Annotated in this window: 14 protein-coding genes, 1 tRNA gene and 1 pseudogene; 4 read left to right on the top strand and 12 right to left on the bottom strand. The window is 53.2% G+C overall.

The annotated features are described in order from the left end of the window. Nucleotides 1-126: 126 nt before the first annotated feature. From ACIGDJ_RS14850 to ACIGDJ_RS14840, 3 genes are all read right to left on the bottom strand, one after another. Nucleotides 127-603, bottom strand: a complete 477-nt coding sequence (locus tag ACIGDJ_RS14850; protein WP_032894812.1) for a hypothetical protein — start codon at nucleotides 601-603, stop codon at nucleotides 127-129. Further along, complete coding sequence (locus tag ACIGDJ_RS14845; RefSeq protein WP_033898334.1) at nucleotides 600-809, bottom strand: hypothetical protein; 210 nt, start codon at nucleotides 807-809, stop codon at nucleotides 600-602. Before ACIGDJ_RS14845 ends, ACIGDJ_RS14850 begins: the two co-directional genes overlap by 4 nt. 191 nt (nucleotides 810-1,000) lie before the next feature. Next, a complete protein-coding gene (locus ACIGDJ_RS14840; protein WP_033898335.1) occupies nucleotides 1,001-1,681 on the bottom strand; it encodes a competence protein CoiA in 681 nt (226 codons plus the stop codon). A 547-nt stretch (nucleotides 1,682-2,228) separates the two neighbouring features. On the opposite strand from ACIGDJ_RS14840, the gene ACIGDJ_RS14835 reads away from it, so the two are divergent. The 4 genes from ACIGDJ_RS14835 (at nucleotide 2,229) to ACIGDJ_RS14820 (ending at nucleotide 5,864) form a co-directional block, all read left to right on the top strand. Beyond that, nucleotides 2,229-2,636: a hypothetical protein gene (locus ACIGDJ_RS14835; RefSeq protein WP_038448081.1), complete on the top strand. Its 408-nt coding sequence runs from the start codon at nucleotides 2,229-2,231 to the stop codon at nucleotides 2,634-2,636. Between the two features lie 18 nt (nucleotides 2,637-2,654). After that, on the top strand, nucleotides 2,655-2,870 hold the full coding sequence (locus tag ACIGDJ_RS14830; protein WP_007246723.1) for a hypothetical protein: 216 nt from the start codon (nucleotides 2,655-2,657) through the stop codon (nucleotides 2,868-2,870). A 518-nt stretch (nucleotides 2,871-3,388) separates the two neighbouring features. Beyond that, nucleotides 3,389-3,556 (top strand): hypothetical protein, encoded by a 168-nt coding sequence (locus tag ACIGDJ_RS14825; protein WP_010203399.1) that lies wholly within the window; start codon nucleotides 3,389-3,391, stop codon nucleotides 3,554-3,556. 94 nt (nucleotides 3,557-3,650) lie between these two features. After that, nucleotides 3,651-5,864: a hypothetical protein gene (locus ACIGDJ_RS14820; protein ID WP_010203400.1), complete on the top strand. Its 2,214-nt coding sequence runs from the start codon at nucleotides 3,651-3,653 to the stop codon at nucleotides 5,862-5,864. Between the two features lie 336 nt (nucleotides 5,865-6,200). Here the strand turns inward: ACIGDJ_RS14820 and ACIGDJ_RS14815 are convergent, their stop codons facing one another. The 9 genes and pseudogenes from ACIGDJ_RS14815 to ACIGDJ_RS14775 all read right to left on the bottom strand — a co-directional run. Next, entirely contained in the window at nucleotides 6,201-6,752 is a 552-nt protein-coding gene (locus ACIGDJ_RS14815) for a hypothetical protein (protein WP_044269470.1), read from the bottom strand. Between the two features lie 115 nt (nucleotides 6,753-6,867). Further along, complete coding sequence (locus ACIGDJ_RS14810; protein WP_038443833.1) at nucleotides 6,868-9,033, bottom strand: AAA family ATPase; 2,166 nt, start codon at nucleotides 9,031-9,033, stop codon at nucleotides 6,868-6,870. Beyond that, on the bottom strand, nucleotides 9,030-9,503 hold the full coding sequence (locus ACIGDJ_RS14805; RefSeq protein ID WP_034139556.1) for a hypothetical protein: 474 nt from the start codon (nucleotides 9,501-9,503) through the stop codon (nucleotides 9,030-9,032). Before ACIGDJ_RS14805 ends, ACIGDJ_RS14810 begins: the two co-directional genes overlap by 4 nt. Then, complete coding sequence (locus ACIGDJ_RS14800; protein ID WP_034139555.1) at nucleotides 9,490-10,158, bottom strand: hypothetical protein; 669 nt, start codon at nucleotides 10,156-10,158, stop codon at nucleotides 9,490-9,492. Before ACIGDJ_RS14800 ends, ACIGDJ_RS14805 begins: the two co-directional genes overlap by 14 nt. Continuing rightward, nucleotides 10,155-13,391, bottom strand: coding sequence for a hypothetical protein (locus ACIGDJ_RS14795; RefSeq protein WP_034139554.1), 3,237 nt, complete (start codon nucleotides 13,389-13,391; stop codon nucleotides 10,155-10,157). The genes ACIGDJ_RS14800 and ACIGDJ_RS14795 overlap by 4 nt, the downstream gene beginning before the upstream one ends. After that, entirely contained in the window at nucleotides 13,384-14,799 is a 1,416-nt protein-coding gene (locus ACIGDJ_RS14790) for a site-specific integrase (RefSeq protein WP_034139553.1), read from the bottom strand. The genes ACIGDJ_RS14795 and ACIGDJ_RS14790 overlap by 8 nt, the downstream gene beginning before the upstream one ends. 163 nt (nucleotides 14,800-14,962) lie before the next feature. Continuing rightward, a tRNA-Ile gene (locus ACIGDJ_RS14785) sits at nucleotides 14,963-15,039 on the bottom strand. Between the two features lie 137 nt (nucleotides 15,040-15,176). Further along, nucleotides 15,177-18,923, bottom strand: coding sequence for a bifunctional diguanylate cyclase/phosphodiesterase (locus ACIGDJ_RS14780; RefSeq protein WP_397479089.1), 3,747 nt, complete (start codon nucleotides 18,921-18,923; stop codon nucleotides 15,177-15,179). A 124-nt stretch (nucleotides 18,924-19,047) separates the two neighbouring features. After that, nucleotides 19,048-19,583: pseudogene (locus tag ACIGDJ_RS14775) on the bottom strand (sigma-70 family RNA polymerase sigma factor); the annotation flags it as partial.

Here is a 19,583-nt window from a genome sequence, read left to right as displayed (position 1 = left end):
ATATCTACTCGATATGTAGTAATCGCTACGCTACTCCTTGCTGCAAGGCTTGGGAAGCGGTGCTCAACAAAAGCAGTTGTTCAGAGGGCATTCGGAAGAAGGAACAGACACGCAGACTTGCGGTGGTCATTGCGAGCGAAGCCAAGCTTCCATTTTTTGCAACCTTCCTCTACGTAAAAGCACCGGTTTCCCTAAATCCAACATCACCAACAATCCCTGCCTTTCGCATGTTGAAGGGAACCAATCAGCGATTTCGACGTTGCAGCGTTTGGCGTCACCTACCGCCCACTTAATAATCATGTCTGCTGCGGCACGGTAGTGATCCGCCATGAACAGCCTTTTGCCGTCTTCTGACCAGCCTCTCATCGCAAGCTCGTCGGTTACGTCGATGAGTCCAGCGTCTCCAAAGAAATCGGTCGTATCTGGATAATGAATACCTGCCAAGGACACCTTGGCCACGCCGGATTTTCGGTCGAAGTAAGACAGGAAATGCCATCCTCCCGTTGTACTACCTGGATCTGGAAAATTGATCGCAGCTTTGCCAGTGATGTAGTGCGTGCGGGAAACGCGTTTGAGATCAAAATCGAAAAGCGGCTGGTTCATGGGAGTGTTTTGAGCCGGGCCAGCCCCTGTTTGATATGACCAGCGTTCTCACCAATTGTGTAAAGCGCACCACGGACGTTGTCGCCGACTTCCGCATGTCCCTGGGCTTCCACCTGGAGGGTCAGCTCCATGAGCGCAGCCTCAAGGGCCAGCTGGTTTTGGTACATCCTTTCCAGCACATCTGATAGCGAGTATTCACTGGGCATCTACATGGACTCCTTGATGTCGACCCAGCATAGCTCGATGATGAGTCAGCAAGTGTCTTGCGGGTATAGGCATACCCTGAGAGCACCTTATGAGCGTCCCGTCCCTAAGTAGTCTCAAGGTGTTTGATTTGCAAGCTAGAACAGCAAGAAGCCCGAAGGACAGAGATGCCCGCTAGACACTTGGTCGGTTTTTATTGACCCGCCGTACCGGATTTATCAGAGGCCGGGCCTCCATTGAAGCTAAAATCGGTGGTGCCGTTGGTGATCCATTCGACCAGCTTTTCCTTGTGAGTGTAAGCCACCACTCCACGTTTTTGAGTCGGATCGAATCTTAAGACGCGCCATATACCGAAATCGGGGCCGAAGTCGATGAACACGGGTTTGGAAACCCACCAGCGAGCAAAAAGCTTGCTGCGGGAATGCCAGCTAAATGAAGCCAGTCCATTCTCCGACACTTTCGACAAACCCATTCTGAAGTTGTACCTGTCGAACTCAGTCCGCGTGCCATCGATCACCCAGATCATATTTTGATAGTAGTTTTGCCTCGCGATTACCTCTTCAGGATGTATCGTCGATCTCTGAAACTCAATAACCATCCCTGAAGGCGTTCGGACATCTGCTATATGTCTCTCCCCTGAGGACGCTTGCAACACAACTTCCTGCCACTCGGTTGGGAACATATTCTTCCAATCGCGATGCCATGCCGTTTCCGTTTCCCACCACGGATCGCAATTGTCCAAACGTTTATGAGCCCAATGCCAGACGACATGGTTCCCGCATTTAGCGACAGTCTGGGAACCACAAAAACTGCAAACACCACGTGCTTTTGGAGTGGCCTCTACACGAGCGCCTTCAAGCAATGAGTATTTCATTTTCTTCCTTGATGATAAAAATGAGGGGCGGTAGCTCTTAACTTCCTAGTTGTCAGTACCTTGTGACCCACAGGACGAAAGACAAATATCTGAACACGGTAGTCGTCGTGTCGCTCTGGCCTCTTTCAACAATTGCTCAGCGTACATAGCCGGATCATCATCTGGCAGCGGGTAGCCTGCAGCAGATAGAGCTTCGGCGCGCTCTTCAATGAGCAGACGCTCGGGATCGCGAACCGTTTGGTAGGCTCTGCCTGGTACGCGTCGAGTCGTGTCCATTCTCGGCTCCCCAGAAGGCTGATGGCTAAGAGCGACTAAATTACTTTTAGAACGATAACAGAACGCTCTGAATAGCGATGCTCCGCTGCGAGTCACGAGGGAGGGTGCGTTACGATCTATGTTTCACAGAGACGCAAACACCAAGCAAGCGGAGCGCGCAGGCGTGAGGGATGCGAGCCCGCAGGGTCGAGACACGCCTTGGCGGGGCTCGATTTACGGCAGCCTGACGCCGCAGGCGGCACGCCATCAACGCCAACAAGAGGTAACTCAAATGCCCGACGATGAACTGCGCGAACTGGAGGCCAAGAGACGAAAGGCTTTGTGGATACTTGCGCACATATCTCCAGGCGATTCGAAGGCGTTCGATGCCTTATCCATCCTTGATGACCTTGACCTTCAAGAACGGAAATACTCCCCCAATGCTGACAAGGCACTTGATCTCAACCAGCTTCGGGATTGTGTCACGCTGCAGCATCACAACTCCGGAATCGACATCATTTTGGAGCAGACTATCCCCCAGCCCTGGAGGGAGCGCTTCAATCAGGCGAGTATCGGGTCGACCAGATTGTTAGATGGGCCTTACGCTGCGGACTGGTATAAATTCCTGGCTTGTTGGGAATCAGAGATGCAGCACCTCGAGGCACACAGAACTGCCAGAAGTAAGCCCAAGCTGGATTGATGCAGACGGAGAATAGACGTGGAACGAGACAGCGATGACACCGTGTATTGCGACATCCAAATGCCGGTGGCTCAAGGGCGTGAGCTATTGGCGTTAGTGAATGCCCTGCGAGAGTCGAAAGCTCATCCAAGTCTCGACAGAGTTTTTGAACACATGCAGGACGAGCTCAGCACCTCAATCGACATCGTTAAGAATCCGCCATCGTGGGGCCCATGGGGGCCGACGCATAACTGAGCCTTTAGTCGGCTATCCTTTCCATTCAGACGAGCAAACGCTGACTGGGAGCATGGAAGACTCAAAAAACGTCGCTCCGGCGCCCTATAACGGGGCGAAAATAACGGCAAAATACACTTTAAGTGGGTGATTGCCATATGCCATACTCGGTTATCAACGATTTTTCGCCCAGCTTGGCCACCTCCCTGATGGAGGTTTTAGTCGCTATGGTAACGACTAGCAGGAGAAGAGCCTTAATGGCGTTCCTGAGAAGCGGAGCTGTGACGGGGCTGCCGTTTGCCGAGTTCTGAGGCTGCTTGTTTATTGAACCTTGGGGGCTTTCGCCAAGTCTGAACTATAGTCGTAAAGCCGCTTGTCGGCTGACGGCAGGTACTGCTTGTGAAGCTTGGTGAACGAGCTCGATAATCCGCACCGCTTTTGCTAGCGAGGCAGTATTACGTTTTTTTCCATTGAAAGCAGTGGTCGCGCATTGGAATTCGTTGATGCACCGTGGAACAAAATTCTTAGAGGATGGAGCTATGACTCTTGAGCGTATGATCGAAGAGGCCCGTAACCGTAACGGTTCTCATGAAGCCAGCCTAAAGGCGGCTCGTGATCGCATGGCCGCGACTAACCACCGTCTGGCACGTGAATTCGCTAAACAAGAAGTCACTGCGACGCTGCTTGCCAAGACCTGCAGCCTCTAATAAATCCCTTCATCCGAAAGCAGCCTAATGGGCTGCTTTTTTTTGCGCGATCACAATGACTCCATACCTCATCACCAGCTTCGAAGAGGCGACGATGGCAGCGTTGATTCATGAGCCATACGGCTATGATCACGCTGACATCTTCAAAAAACCTCAGATCAAGTACATCTATAACTACTTGAAGTCCTTCATGCCCGAGATTCCGAAGGGTAAGAAGACGGTAGGAAGCATCCTGCTTGAGCACGAATACATCGACCGAGACTTCCTCGAGGACTACTCGCGTTTTTACCTGGGGCGTTTCGGCAACGATGGCTACAAGTGCGCTCGGCTTCACTTCTTCAGTTGCGATCTGACTCACAAGCGGCTCGACGCTCTACTGGCGGGTGACGTGGGAGAAATGTTAGATGATGCTGAGGATGACAATGCTGTAAAAACTCTAGAGCAACTCCAGTCGCACTACCTCGGTTTCATGGTTATCAAACCTCTCACCAGGACATTCGTGGGGAAAACCTGCCTTCGTGTCAGTGGTGACCGAGGTGTGGGCAAGAAGAAAATTGACAAGCCTTATGATGTGAATCTCTTTGGCATCAAGCTGACAATCGACTCAATTGCATTCCAAGAACAGGACAAGGTGGTTGCCGCGTGTGCTACCACCGCCATTTGGACAGCGTTGCACAGTTCGCCTGGTCGTAGTGTTAAGGACATTAAATCCTGCAGTGAGATCACCACCGCCGCCCTGAATTTTGTGGACGGTTCCAGTAATGGATTCCCAAATAAAGAGCTTACCAATAAGCAGATCCAGCGAACGCTTGATATTGAGGGGCTGCGATATCACAACAATAGCCTTGAGGAATCAACTCCTGAATCTTTCCGAGAGTCCCTCGTTGCTCACATTAATAGCAACCTGCCCGTCATTTTGACGGGAAAAGTATACGGCGTGGAACCCAACGAAGCTGGTGAGTACGTCAAAGCTGGGCACGCAATTACCGCCCTTGGTTATGACTTCCGGGGTGATTCGAAATGGGTATACGTTCATGACGACCGACTCGGGCCGTACGCACGAGCAGAAATGGTCATGCTTGACGAATTTTTCGGGGAATCCACTCCTGAGGCCGTAAAAGGTCGTTGGGGGCTGGCGATGTCCATTCGAGAACCGGATGCCACTAACTGGGTGGCTCCCCATGAGATTATTGTTCCAGATATCTCGATCATCCCGGCAGATAGAAAGACGCGCATCGACTTCAAGTTCGCTCATGGCACAGCAGAGCGTATTCGTGATCAGGTATTGGGATACCTGGAAGATGAAATGTGTCCTCTGCTTGAGATCCCGGTTCCTTCGGTCAGGTACGAGATCAAACTGGCATCGATTGCTCAAGCGCGAGACGATGTCCGTAAACATTACACCCACCGCAAGGTCAATGACGTGTTGGGTACTTACACCCTCGATGAAGAGAGAATGATTCGCTGGCGTAAGGAAAAACTCAGTTTCTTGACTGGCAGCCTCGCACGCTTACAGTGGCAAATTGATGTCTACTGGGATTCCGAGTGTGCTTTCCAGGTGTTCTTGGATGCGACTGACATTCCCTTGGGCAACGCTGTATCTGGCATTTACATTCATGACCCAATTTATGCAGATGCGATGCTGGCCGGCTTCAAGGGGCAGGAGAGCCAGATCGCCGGTCTAGATGATCAGCACTTCTTCCCGGCGTTCACCAGGGCTGTGAAGCAGCGCCGAGATGACTACGAAAGTCATCTCAATAGCATGTATGGGACATTGCGTGCGCCCAACCACATTAAAGAGAACGAGGTCTCGCGGAACGGAAAAGGCACCAACAAGACCGCGAAAAAATTCTGGGATCCGCAACAAATCCGTTTGGTTGATGTTCACGAGGCCTACAAGAAAGTGGCCGATTCAGTGGCTAACGACCCATCCTCTGAGAGTAAGCTTATCTGGGCCATAGGTAAGGACGGCGTGTTATTCGTCGCTGAGGACATTCCAAAACCTGATGAGCTCGGTCACCCAAGTATGACTGGGATGCAGGCCGCTCGGATTGCGGGAGAAATACGGCCAAAGGCTGGCTATTGGGAGGTCAACTTCTTCTCTGGAAGGTACAGCGGTGATTACGCCGATATAGAGAAGACTCAGTTTCTTACAAACGCCGTGTACAAAATTCAGTCACTCTTCCCGTATGACAAGTTTGAAGCTTTTTACCCTTATGCCCCTTCCTCCCAAGGTCTGGTTTCGCCTGATCTAGCGGCACAGGGAGGCGGTGACGATACGGCGGAACCCGCTGCTGTGCTCGCTTAATCCGAATAAACCCGGCTTCAGGGCATCGCCCTCGGTCGGGTTCACTCCTATCAAGCTGTTCACCGCACTGGTGAATGCCCTTTTCTCAGCCTGCATCCAATCTGGGCGTTTATCCCTTCAGAAAGCCAGTGCCAGACTCACGTTTGACTTTTCAATGGATCAGAATGTGCGAGCTACAGGCACTGTCCAGGGAGGAACTGATCTCTGCATACCGCAAGCGGAGCGCGCAGGCGTGCGGGATGAAAGCCCGAAGGGCCGAGACGCAGGCTTTGCCAAGGCTCGGTTCACGACAGCCGCTACCCGCAGGGGCACGCCGTGACCGAAAACTCAGGGTCATCAGAGCTCCGCATTCCATGCATCCATAGCCTCGCTCACAGCCGCGTACCACTGGAGATCATCGAGCTGTAGGGCATTCGCGATTTGCCTGTTGGTATTGCCGTCGACCCAAGTCGGGAGACTCTCCATGGCCTCTCTGAACAGACTGGCTGTAGCGACAGCGAATCGCCCCGTACTTGTAGACTGGAGGCACACGTAGCGCACAGCAGCGCCACTATGGAGCCGACGCCAAGCCACCACCTCAATACAGTCCTGCAGCTCTACAGGGGCCTCAGCAGCGTGATCAGCCTTCTGCCCCACCTCGATCTCTGCCACAGATTGAAATGGCCTGCTAGATTTTCCCGGTTGGTGGACAAGGTGCTGCAACTGCTCACGTGCCGCGATAATCTGATCTCGGAGTTCTTCAGGATCGATGGACATCCCGCCCTCCGGTGTCACCTTGAGGGTCTTCAAGGAGTTCGCCGCTAGGATGAACTCGCGTTCACGCGCTTTCTCACGCTCGGGGCGGCGGTCGGGGCGGATGACGCTCCAAAGCGTTGTGAGCAACTTCAATGAATTCTCCTACCTGAGGCATTGGGCGCGGATCCCGCGATCATACAAGCAAGGTAAGGCGCCTGAAGCGAAAGCCCTGCCCACAATATTGTAGGGCTAACAACCTGTTTGGTATTCAAACCGAGAAGCCCACACAGAGGGTGTCACTTCGGTTCGGGCGAGCTACCCCCTGCTGCATGATGTCATGCGTGCTTAGGATCAAGGCCAGCCGCTTAGATCGTGAGACGGCTGTGTAAAGCATGCTTCGTTCCACAAATTCGCTTTGACTCAGAGTGCAAAGGATCGACGTCTCGTACTCGCTGCCTTGCGCCTTATGAATGGATATGGCGTAGGCAAGTTTCATTCCCAGCCCGAACAAGTCCATCCTGGAGAGGGTCACTTCGAGCCCATTGAAGAAAAACACACCTGAAGTCTGGCCATCGATTGACGTAATGCCAGTCATGATCCCGGTGTTGCCGTTGAACAGATTATGCTCGTAGCTATTCTGAGTGACGATGACGGGGTCGTTAACGCGCAGCCAGTATTTGCCCATCCAGATACCCTGCGTCTCGTCTGTATGCTGGAGGGCGCTTTGCAGGTGTTTGTTTATCTTGTGCCCGGAATCCGGCATGCGATCAGACATGTGTGGCGTCAGGATCTGAGCGTCAGGGATGATCTGCTTGATCTTCGCGAGGTGTGTCAGCATGTCCTGCGTGTTTGTGCAGGGGATCAGATAAACCCCATCGCTCTCGCCATTCCAGAATGGCAAGGTGTCCAGGTGACCAGATCTAATCTTCATGGCGATGTTCTGAAGATGACTGTTGCCGGTAGACCTGTGAACCTTGATCAGGTGGGTCGACGGTATCGCCTTCGATTTGGCCAGTGCATGGAAGAAGATTCCATAACCAACCGGAGATAGCTGACCGGTATCGCCTACTAGCAAGAGAGACAGTTCTTTCTTCGCAAAGGCATTCAGCAGTTTCAGCATCAAGGCGATGTCTACCATGCTGGATTCATCGATAATTACCAGAGGGTCGCCTCCAGTGCTGAGCCCTGAGCTTGCAGTGCTGATTTTGATCAAGAAACTGTGGATCGTGTAGGTGTCTCGGCCAACAGACTCCTTGGCCCGCTCCTTGGCTTTTCCGCTCAGTGCTAAGACATGCACAGGGCGGTGCTGAGAGGCTATATCAACGATGGCTTTCAGCACCGTTGTCTTGCCCGTACCGCCAAATCCAGTCAGCGTGCTGATGCGATTAGTAAGCGCCATCAGCACTGCGCTTTTCTGGTCTCGGGTGAGTGAGTGTCCAGGCACGCTCTTACCGTGTGCGCAGTAATCTTCAATCGCTTGCTCCAGTTCCTGCGGAGAACCGTGAAGCAATGAGGCCTGAGCGGACAGTAGACTCGCGACTCGCTGCTCGAGTTTACTTTCGACAAGGGCCGCTCCCAGTGGCTGGATAAGCGTCGTCCCTTGATACTTCTTAACGCATACAGCACGCCTTTGTAGGGCGCATTCGATAGCTTGGTCTACCAGTCTGGCGGATGGAAGCTTCTGCATCAGGGCGGCTTTTAGCTCTTCTATTTCGTATGCGGTATGGCCCTGATCCAAGCGCACATAGAGCAAATTCTCCACAAGGCCGGCCAGCCTGCGTGGGTCATCACGAGGTATGCCTAGCTTGGCTGCTGCGGCGTCTACGATTTTCCACATGTTTGGGTGGATGCCTTGAAACGCAATGAGGCTGTACGGATTAAGCTTCAGGCGCTCTACCGTATCCGTCTGGCAAACCTTGAGAACGCTTTTGGCGAGCCCAGGATCGAAGTCGTGCTCCATGAGAAATTCAATTGTTGAAATCTCATCCTGCAGTGTCCTCCAGGCATCCACGACCTTTTGGGCGAGATCAGGATTAATCAGTTCCGCCAGGTGGCTGACTCTGCCTGCAGTCAATGCCTGAGCAAGGTTTTCTGCGCCAAATGCCCTGACCAGTTTCGAGACTTTCGCTTTGCCGAATGACAGCCCGCGAAATGCAGGATGCTTTATCAGCAATCTTTCCACATATGCCGCTATGGGCAGGTTTACGATGTGACAGCTTTCGATCAGAACGAAATCCCTGTACTGATCATGCCCTGTGATCGAGCCTTTGAACTGCCAGCATTCACCGGGTTGAGGAATGCGGGTGATGACTTTATAGCTTGCTCTGCATGTGTAAATTTTGTTTTGGCCAATGATGCGCCCGGAAAAGACTGCACCGCCAAAACTGCCTGGCTTCACCGAGCTCACCTGGATCACGCTCGACAGATTGCTCATAGGATGAATGACCGCCCGGAGTCGATCATCAAGTCCTGCTGGCTACTGATTTCCTGTGCAGATGTGCGAAGCAACCGCAGCTCGGCAGAGAGTTGCTCAACTTGCTCGCGGAGCAGTTCGTTTTCCTTCGACTTTTGCTCAAGCATTACTCGCAACCGATTCGCTTCGCGACTTTTCGAATCCGCCATATCAATCGCCAGAGACTCAGGATCTTTGGCCGCAACAAACTCACTGCCTATGCGGCGAATGTCCTTCGCGATGACCTGCTCAAGGGTTTTGCCCTGTGAGCAAAAGATCTTCTTGGCGCTTTCAGAAAACCACTGCCTACGATTACCACATTCATCAGCGATTTTGCTGAAGTTGACGGCGCCAAACTGATTCACAGGAAACTTTTTTCCAGCCTGTTCAAGCTGCAGCACATAGTCCCTGTAGCGGTCGTACGGAGAGCGCTTTTGATCACTGGTCGCCATGCGCGCTTCCTTTAGCCTTCATCCAAAGGACGAAAGGTTCGACAAGCTCTTTTGGGACAAGACCCTCCCTAGGTTCAAGGTCGTCAAAACTGCAGCAAATCTTTTTAGCCTGCATGTCAACTGTAAACATCCCATCACTTGCATCGAGCACCAACTTGAGGGCCCGGCAGGTTTTGTCAAACTTCGCCATGAATCCTTGATCCACATGCGTTGTGTCCGGCAGGGTTACTGGCTGAGCACCATGGCTACGAAGGGCTGAGCGCAGAGCTTCGACCTCCTTCCTCAGTTTCTCTGTCTCAGCTTGAAGTTGGTCTGCTCGCTGAACGGCCAGCTTTCCGACAAGCTTGTCCTTCTTGGACTCCATGTTTCCAGCAGCATCCCAGTGCTTGAAGAATATTGGCCCGAGCAGAGTCCAATAGTCAGTGCTCTGTACCAAGGTTCTGTAGCCAATCTTCTTTTCGTTTACAGGAAGCCCATCGTTGTAAAGTTCGGCGCAGAATCTTGAGTAAGGCGTAACTCCATCGAATGATGCTTTTCCTACGAAAGACTTCAGCTTAGGTATTACTTCGTCTTTAATTCGGGAAATTCTATAGTCGCGGTTCAGCTTTTGAGAGCCTGCAAAGCGGTTTTGGCCCTTTTTTGCACCTTTGCTCATGCAGGAACACCTCTTGGGCTCGAAATTAGCTTCAGGATTGCAGTAGGTCGTTCCAAGGCCATGGGCTTACTCATTGCATCATTCAAATCATGCAGTGAAAGACCCAGAACTTCACACGTAGACCGAATCAGACCCCTAAATTCATCGATCAACGTGAATCCTGTAGGAGCTTCTTGCAGCATGCGGTTAAAGTCTCCAGTGAATGCAAGGAGCTTGTTTCTTGCCACTTTAACCTGCGTGTCTAACTGTGGAGTGAAATACTCCGCATGCGACTTGGCTTCTGCAGTGCGAGCAATCAGGTTGGAAAGCGAGTCTTTCTTGAGCTCTAAGCGCTCCAGGTGCTCTGAAACGATTTCAGGTTTTTCTACCAGGAAGCTTTCACGCGTTTTGATTTCGTTATGCATTTGCTCGAGGCAGTGAGCAGTAACGCTCCATGAAATGATCTCTGCGGCGAGGAATTTGCGACGATTGGCTTTTGGCACAAGGCTTTCAGGCGATGCTCCATTCCTTTTAGACTCAGCGATATAGGCCTCCAGCTCGCTACACTCGTCAGTTAGCACACGAATGTGACCGTATATCCTTGGCAGGTGGTCGACAGTTTTGACCGAGTAATAGCAGCCCCCGCACGGCATACTTATCCCAGGAATGGCACCCAGGTCTTTAACGACGTCCGCTGGGCAGCGATTACCAAATGGGCAGATATGAGTGGGCATAAAGGCCAGCGAGTCGATGGGGCGCTGCCTTGTCTCCCTGACACCCGAAACCACATCATCCTTGGTCTCACGGTCAAAAGAGATCGCACCGAAGTCAATCAGAGACTTCTCCTTGTCTCGCCGGAAAGCCTGCTGAAGCTTCGATGCAACGTCTTCTGCTTTGATGTTAGACATTGCTGGGCGGTCAACTAGCCATCCATGCTCAATACTCAATTTTTGATACTGGGCAACCGATTTTAGGTATGCAGGGTCAACTTTTGCGTAATACATTACATGTTCATCACTGGCATGGCCGGTAATAAATGCGCCGATGATGTGTGGCGGCAAAATTGGGATGTATTCAGATACAACTGATACTCGGCAGGAGTGCGGGGTATGTTCGATTAATTTGCAGGCCTGTCCCTCAAGTTTGATCACGGTGAGATAGTCGTGAGGATCATTAATAGATTCCAGATCCCCCACAGCCTCTGGCATTGCGTTCGTCGCCTCAATGCCCAGCTGAAACCTGCAGAACAAGTCAAAAGAATAAATTAGCCTTTTGAAATATTTCGCATAGGCCTCCGGAGTCAGCACGCCAGGACTTGTTCCCTTCGGAAATAGCGTGATGATTTTGCCATGCTCATTTTCTTCATGGTAGTCATACCAGGTTTCGACATCCATTGCGGGATCGTTAAACCAAGGGATCATGGCTTTTTGACGATCCAGCAGTTCAATTACCGTCTTCGAAACAGTAGCGTCCCAGGGGCCGTTTACTTTGTCAGTGTTGATGCGTAACTTGCAAAGCGCAGGCAGGGGTCTTGAACGATCAATTCGCATATCATAGGTTCGCCTCTCTAGCCAACGTATGTGAATACTACGAACCCCTGTCTCCAGTGCGATGATATTATGTCTGATGTAATTGAGCTGAGGATAGAACACCCACTTCCCTTCGCGTTCAACCGAGTGTTCAATAATTGGCACGACAAACCTTGGAAGAAGTCGCAGCGCCTCATACTTCATGGGGCGATTATCTTCGGATTTAGGCTGCGAAGCGTCAAATGATGGGTTCCGGTAGAACACAATTGGAACGTACCCAAGTTTTTCAGTTTGAACGATTTTTTGGGTGTTGTTCCAATCCTTTGTTTCAATATCTGCCCTGAATTGTTTGTCGAATAGGTTTATTTGTTCGTGATATACCCTTTCGGCTAGGTGAGTTGTGAAAGACTCTATCGCGTAGCAGTATTGGAGAAGGTATGGGAAATGCTCAGAATGAAATGCAGGCTTATTAGAGCTATTCCTTCTTCGCACGATGGGGAAATCGAGCTCAAGTATGGGGCAAACAAAACCAGAAAGTTTCTCGTCGGCGCTCGAGTGAGCCGTCAAGTAGTTGAAAAAGCTGGTGATGTGGTACATGATCTGCTGGATCGTTGAGTTTGACCTGCCTCTGCGAAGAAAAGTGAGGAAGCCTATGTATCCATCGCCCTCCATGTGCGTCCGATTAAGCTCACTTGGGTGAGGAGGAAGCAATCCCGTGGCAGTAGGGTATTCGCCAAACAACCAGGTATTCAGAACTGAGAAGCTCTTGCTGTAAGCGTCGAAAGACTTAATACCCCGAGACTTTTGTAAGCCGGTGTATTTGTCCTGATATTTCAACCACGACTCGACACTTTCCTTGTGCTCATCAGGATAGTCATATTCGCCAGAGGCCAGAGCTTTTCTACTGGCGTGCAAATCATTTTTAGGGCGGACGGCGACCTGGCTACATCTGTCAGAATACAGCCTCTGAACATAGTTCCAAAACGCGGCTGGGGCGATGGGGTACTGGAACCAGTCAACGTCATTTCTTCGCATTAAGACCAAGTGGTCGGCGAGGTCAGCGATGTCATCTGGATTGATGTCTTCGATTCTATGCCAGTCTGTGCAACGAATCATGCGCCATGCGTACCATCCAAAGTTTTTGACGGCACTAGGCTTCATTACGGAGGTAATGTCCGGAATGTCTTCGTAGGGAACATGCGAGACAAACGGTTTGCTCACAAATGCAAGCACCTCGGTATAGGATGCTGCAGCAAACTCATAGAAGTTGGTTCCTTCGTCCTGATTGTGAACCGTGGGCTTCCTAAGGTCAGCCGGGAGCAGGACAGCTCGCTCCTGCCAGAGAAAGTGAAGAATTAAGACGCAGTCTTTACTCAGCCTCTCCAAGGAAGACTTGTTGAGCCAGTCAATAGAGGCCTTCGGAACGACCTGCTTCGCAATTTCTATCGGCGCAGTCTTTTTCGTGCAAGCTAAAGCATTACGCACCCACACTTCATCATAAATAGGTGCATTTGACACGTTCAGGTGGTCATCAAACAGGCGCACGATGGACGCGTTGTAATATTCGTTACGAGCGCCGCTTGTTACCTTACTTGGAGAGATATAGTTCGTGCCAAACAGCTCTTTGCAGACGCAAGCCTTGGCTTTCGTGATCGCCTCTTTAATGGAGCTATCAAGAGGCGCTCCAGTTTTGATAATCTGAATATCCTTAGTCAGGTTAATCATGTTGCGTCCCTTGAATGCGATTCGCCTCGTCCTTCAATACTTCGAGCTGGCGCAGATAAAACTCCTCGCGAATTGTGGTAAAGGAGGCATCGCCTCTTTGCATGACGTACTGGTTAGCATGTTGAATGTATGCTTCGATGATGTCGGTGTCGTGCTTCGCGTACTTCATCGTGGATGTAACGCTGGCATGGCCCATCAGGATCTTCACGTAGGTAATGGGTAGACCAGGAAGGGTTTGACCAGGAACTGGCATGTAATTAAGCGTGTAGGTTCCGTACATATGCCTCAGAGAGTGAGTGCTGATGCCTGTGACGTCCGGCAAGCCTGCCTTCAAAGAGTATTTCTTGAAGGTTTTGTCACGGCTGCTCCTGTCGCTTGCGAAGAAGGGCCTGCCGTCAGAGTTCTGAAACAAGAAATCATGTCCAACGCTAGAGTTGTATTCTAGGGTCAGGTACTTCTCAAGGCTCTCCCAGAATATTTTAGCGAATGGTTCAATCATGAAGGTGACCTCGGTCTCCCGACCTTTCCAGGAGAGAAGCTTATGCTCTTCTTCAGTAATACCAGGCGCTTTCCTCGCAAAGGGGTCGCGTAGGAACACTGCAAAATCGTCATCGTCGATGTCGGACATTCGAACTTGTAGCGCCTCGCTTGTACGCGAACCTGTCGCGGCAAGTAGGGCATATAGCGTCATATCCCTGTAAAATGTCGTGGACTTTGCAGGCTTGGCCTGTCTGAGAAAGTCGATGGATCGTTCTATAGGGAATGGAAGGATCTTGAACGGCTGCTTGTCGTGTTTGCTGTTCCTACGCCCTGCTTTAGCAAACAGCTTATCTCTCTTGCGTTTAGGCAAAACTGAGTTCAGCGAGCCACGAATGACTGCTGCCATCCATGAATTAGCTTTTTGGGCCGAAACCTCATATTGACTTCGATATTCGGCCTTGCTCGAGCAGAACCGACTGAACAGATGGTCAGGTGCTGTCATGTTTTTTGACTCGGCTACCTCAAGAAACCATCGAATAGACGACTCTATTGATTCCGCGATTGAGTTTTGACCGGTTAGCCGTGTCTTCCCTAGGCTATGGGCCAGCGTCTTCGCTATCGGGTTCGTGGCGTCCGTACCGAAGAGGAGATAAACCTGGTAGCTGTAGATGACGGTCTCGATAGTGACCTCGACATCTGCAGGAAATTGGGTTTTCGTCGCCTCATATACGTAGTCGATGAAGCGGCCAACGTGCTCCGAGTAGAGCTTATCGGTGTTTCCTGCGTAGCCCTTACGTGCCAGCCACGTCGTGTAGTCGGTGAACGGTTTGAACTCGCGTGCCTCGTCGGGCATGCCAGGGTCGAGATGAAGCAGGATGTAGTTAGCCTCGCTCGTAACGGGCGCTTCGACCAAGATGAAGTTTTTCATGAGCTCTTATTCCAAATACCACACCCTATTAGCTTTGGGTGTCGCACTTGCCTTTGTCAAGGAAAAAGGCTCAAGTGGGTGAATCAGGCCAACGCAGAAAGCTCCGTCAGCATGGCCGTTGGCCGTCTGCGGAGTGCGCTAAGTGTTTGATTGTAAGGGGAGATGGGGCCACCGGCGGGAATCGAACCCGCGACCCACCGATTATGAGTCGGTTGCTCTAACCAATTGAGCTACAGTGGCGCTGAGAAGGTGCAAAGCTATCAAAAATCAGGTTCAAATGCCACACCAACATTCGTACCACATAAGAACCGTGGACCAAAGGATTATGAGTCCTCTGCTCTAACCAACTGAGCTATAGGCCCTCAGTAGGCGGCGGATTATAGCGACGGTTTCGCGGCTGTGCTATCCGAAAAATCCGATACGGTTACATGCAGAAATGTCGCGGCAAATTCGTCCGGTGGCAACGGCAGACTGACGATGTAGCCCTGGATCTGTTCACAGCCTTCCGCGGCAAGGAATTGTTGTTGCGCCTGGGTTTCCACGCCTTCGGCAATCACGGTGAACTGCATGCTGCGGCCGAGTGCGATGATGGCGCGCACGATCGCCGCGTCGTGAGGGTCGTCGGGCAGTCCGCGAACGAAAGACTGGTCGATCTTGAGGATGTCCAGCGGCAGGCGCTTGAGGTAGCTGAGCGAGGAATAGCCGGTGCCGAAGTCATCGATCGCCAGTTGCACGCCGAGGTGTTTGAGCTGGTGCAGTACCGCCAGCGCCTCCTCGGCCTGACTCATGATGAAATTTTCGGTAATTTCCAGTTGCAGTAAATCCGGGCGCAGGCGGTTTTCCTTGAGCAGCTGTTCGATGCGCACCAGCAGATTTGGCTGGCGTAGTTGCGCGCCGGCGAGGTTCACCGAAAGGGGGCCGAGTGGTTGGTAGATCCGGTTCCACTCGAACATCTGCCGACATGCGGTTTCCAGCACCCAGTCACCGATCTGCAGGATCATGCCGTTCTCTTCGGCCAATGGGATGAAGTGCTCGGGTGGCACTTCGCCGAAGGTCGGGTGGCGCCAGCGAATCAGAGCTTCTGCACCGACCAGACGGTGGTCGTCCAAGCTGATTTTCGGCTGGTAGTAGAGAAACAGTTCGTCGCGCTCGATGGCGCGGCGCAGTTCGTGTTCCAGCGCTATGCGTTCACTGGCCTGGGCGGTGAGGTCGCGTGTGTAGCTTTCGACGCGGTTGCGCCCCTTGGCTTTGGAGCGGTACATCGCCGCGTCGGCGTTTTTTACCAGCGTGGCCACGTCGCAACCGTCGCGTGGATAGAGGCTGGTACCGATACTGGCGCTGATGAAAAACTCGTGTTCGCCGGCCTGAAAAGGCGCACCGAAGCAGTTGAGCAGTTTCGTCGCGATGTTGTCGGCGTCGCTGGCTTGCTGCAAGCCCGGCAGCAGAAGGATGAATTCGTCGCCACCTAACCGCGCAACGGTATCGATATCCCGTAACTGTTCCTTCAGGCGCACGGCGATGCCCTTGAGCAACAGGTCGCCGACCGGGTGGCCGAGGCTGTCGTTGATGTGTTTGAAGCGATCGAGGTCGAGAAACAGCACGGCGCCCTGGCCGCCATTTTCCTGTTGGCTGGTGAGGGCCATTTGCAAACGGCTTTCGAATAATGTGCGGTTCGGCAAGCCGGTGAGCGGGTCGTGGTGAGCCTGGTAATCGAGCTTGGCCTGGGCGTGCTTGAGGCTGGAAATATCGGCGAACACCGCGACGAAGTGGGTGATGAATTTGTCACGATTGCGCACGGCGCTGATGGTCAGCCAGCTCGGGTACAGCTCGCCATTCTTGCGCCGGTTGGAAATCTCGCCTTGCCAGTGGCCTTCATCGGTCAGCTGGTGCCACATCGCCGCATAGAAAGCGCTGTCATGCAGCCCCGACGCCAATAGCCGTGGCGTGTGGCCCAGCGCTTCGCTTTCGCTGTAGCCGGTAATTTCAGTGAAGGCGCGATTGACCGCGCTGATGTGTTGTTGGGTATCGGTGATCAACACGCCTTCGGCGGTGCTCTCGAAAACGGTCGCGGCCTGTTGCAGTTTTTCCTGCATGAGATGGCGTTCGGTGATGTCGCGGGCGATGGTCAGCATGCAGTCTTCGTCGCCGATCGGCAGTGGGCGACTGGAGACCTCGCACAGGCGGATCTGCCCATCGCTGCGACGGATATGACAAGTGAAGTCGCGGACAAAACCGTCGCGTTGCAGCAGGTCGAGCATCTGTTTGCGTTCATTGAGGTTGACCCAGATCCCCAGATCCAGCGTCGAGCGATCTACTGACATGGCGCTGTTGAAGCCGGTGATGCGACTGAAGCCTTCGTTGACCTCCAACAGCAGCCCGTCGCTCTGGCGCGACAGCAGCAAGCCATCCGGTGATGCATGGAAAGCCTTGGCAAACTTCTCCTCCGAGGTTTGCAGTTGCTGTTGCGTTTCCTTGAGCTGGCTGATGTCGCGCACTACAACCACCAGCGCCGGGGTGGTGTCGAGGTCGAAGGGCTCGGCGGAAATCAGCCCGGTGAACACTTGGCCGTTATTGCGGCGAAAGGGCATTTCCAGATTGCGGATGCTGCCAGCCTGCAAACGCTGCAAGAGGCCCGGCCCGACGCCGGGAATGCCCCAGATATTGAGATTGATGGCAGTTTGGCCGATCACGTCCTCGGCCCGTAGGCCGATCTGCTCTTCGAAGGCCTCGTTGACCTCCAGCAGGCAGCCGTCGGACAGGCGTGCGATCACCAGAATGTCCGGGCATTGCTCGAACACCGAAGCGAATTTCTGCTCCGACAGGCGCAGCGCCTCTTCGGTGCGCTTGATTTCGCTGATGTCGATCATCAACCCGCGCATCACTGGCTCGTGGCCATGCTCAATCAGGCTGACGATATCGCGCACCCACAGGCAGCGGCCGTCGGCGGTGATCACGCGATAGTCAACGATATGGTCGCGGCCCTGGCGCAGCGCTTCCTTGCAGTAGTTCTGCGTGCGGGTCAGGTCGGCGGGGTGAATGATGTTGTGCCAGAAGCCCGGGATCAGCCAATGAGCCTGGGGATAACCGAGCAAATCCTCAGCGTGCGGCGAAACATAGCTGTAGGTGAAGTCGCTCATACGCGCTTCCCAGGCGATGGCCGACAAGCTCTCCACCAGGCCGCGGTAGTGATATTCGCTGCTGCGCAATTCCTGCTCAAGGTCGATGCGCCGGGTGATTTCAGAGCTCAGGCGGCGATTGATGCGGATTACCACGGCCAGGATTGTCATCAGCAGCAACAGGCCGGGCAGCCCGTACATCAGCAGGTCCGACCAGAAGGTACGGTGGTCGAGCACATTACCCACCCAATGTTCCTGGATGCTGCTGATTTCCGCTGGCGTCATGTCGGCGAGGACTTTATCGAGAATCCCGACGAGCACTTTGTTGTCGCGGGGCACAGCCATCGCCAGTTGATAACGATACGGCGTTTCGCCGCTGACGTAGAGGCCGTCGAGCTTGAGCTGGCGCAGGCTCCAGACGCTGGAAGCCAGATCGCCGACTACCGCGTCCACTTCATCGGTCGCCAGCGCTTGCAGCGCTGAACTGACATTGGGCATGGCGACCAGATTCAGATCGGGGTGGTGAGTGCGCAGCAGTTCGTGGGGGGCGTAGTTTTCCACCACAGCGATTTTCAGCCCGTACAAGTCGTCAAGTTTGCGCGGTTGGGCGCCACCGACATGGGCGAGGATGACGATCGGGAAGTCGAGGTACGGCCGGGTGAATGACAGATAGTTCTGGCGCTCCGGCGTCGACATGATTCCCGGCAGCAAATCGATCTTGCCCTTCTTCACCTGCTCCAGCACTACCGTCCAGCTCACTGGTTCGATGGGCGTGAGTTTGATCGCCAGGCGTTGACGGATCACGTCGATATAGTCGGCTGCCAACCCTTGATAACGGTTCTGATCATCCCGAAATTCGAACGGCGGCCACGATGCATCGACACCCAGGCGCAAGTCAGGGTGAGCCGCCAGCCAGCTGCGTTCTTCATCGGTGAGAGTCAGCGCGTCAGCCGTGGCGGTGCAGATCATCAATGACAGCAGAAAAAGCACGGGCGCCAGTCTGGGCATAACGCTCTCGTCAGGGCTGGGGGGATTGTTTCGAGTGTAGACGGGGTATGCGGCGGGGAGGGGGGAGCGGGGAATTTAATCTGCCATAAAACAAAACCCCCGGCCTGGGCCGGGGGTTCTGGTGTCACTCGTCGAGGAAGGAGCGCAGGTGCTCGCTTCGCGTCGGGTGGCGCAGCTTGCGCAGCGCCTTGGCTTCGATCTGACGGATCCGCTCACGCGTTACGTCAAACTGTTTGCCGACCTCTTCGAGCGTATGGTCGGTGTTCATGTCGATACCGAAACGCATGCGCAATACCTTGGCTTCACGGGCAGTGAGGCCGGACAGTACTTCGCGAGTCGCTTCCTTCAGGCTTTCCACTGTGGCGACATCGATTGGCGACTGCATGGTCGAGTCTTCGATGAAGTCGCCCAGATGGGAGTCTTCGTCATCACCGATCGGGGTTTCCATGGAGATCGGCTCTTTGGCGATCTTCAGTACCTTGCGGATCTTGTCCTCAGGCATTTCCATGCGTTCGCCCAGCTCTTCCGGGGTCGGTTCGCGACCCATTTCCTGCAACATCAGCCGGGAAATAGCGTTGAGCTAGTTGATCGTCTCGATCATGTGCACCGGAATACTGATGGTGCGGGCCTGGTCGGAGATCGAGCGAGAGATCGCCAGAC

Source organism: Pseudomonas sp. NPDC079367 (assembly GCF_044542195.1).
Lineage (GTDB): Bacteria > Pseudomonadota > Gammaproteobacteria > Pseudomonadales > Pseudomonadaceae > Aquipseudomonas.
The sequence above is the reverse complement of the archived record's forward strand: the minus strand, read 5'-3'. Positions and strand labels throughout refer to the sequence as shown.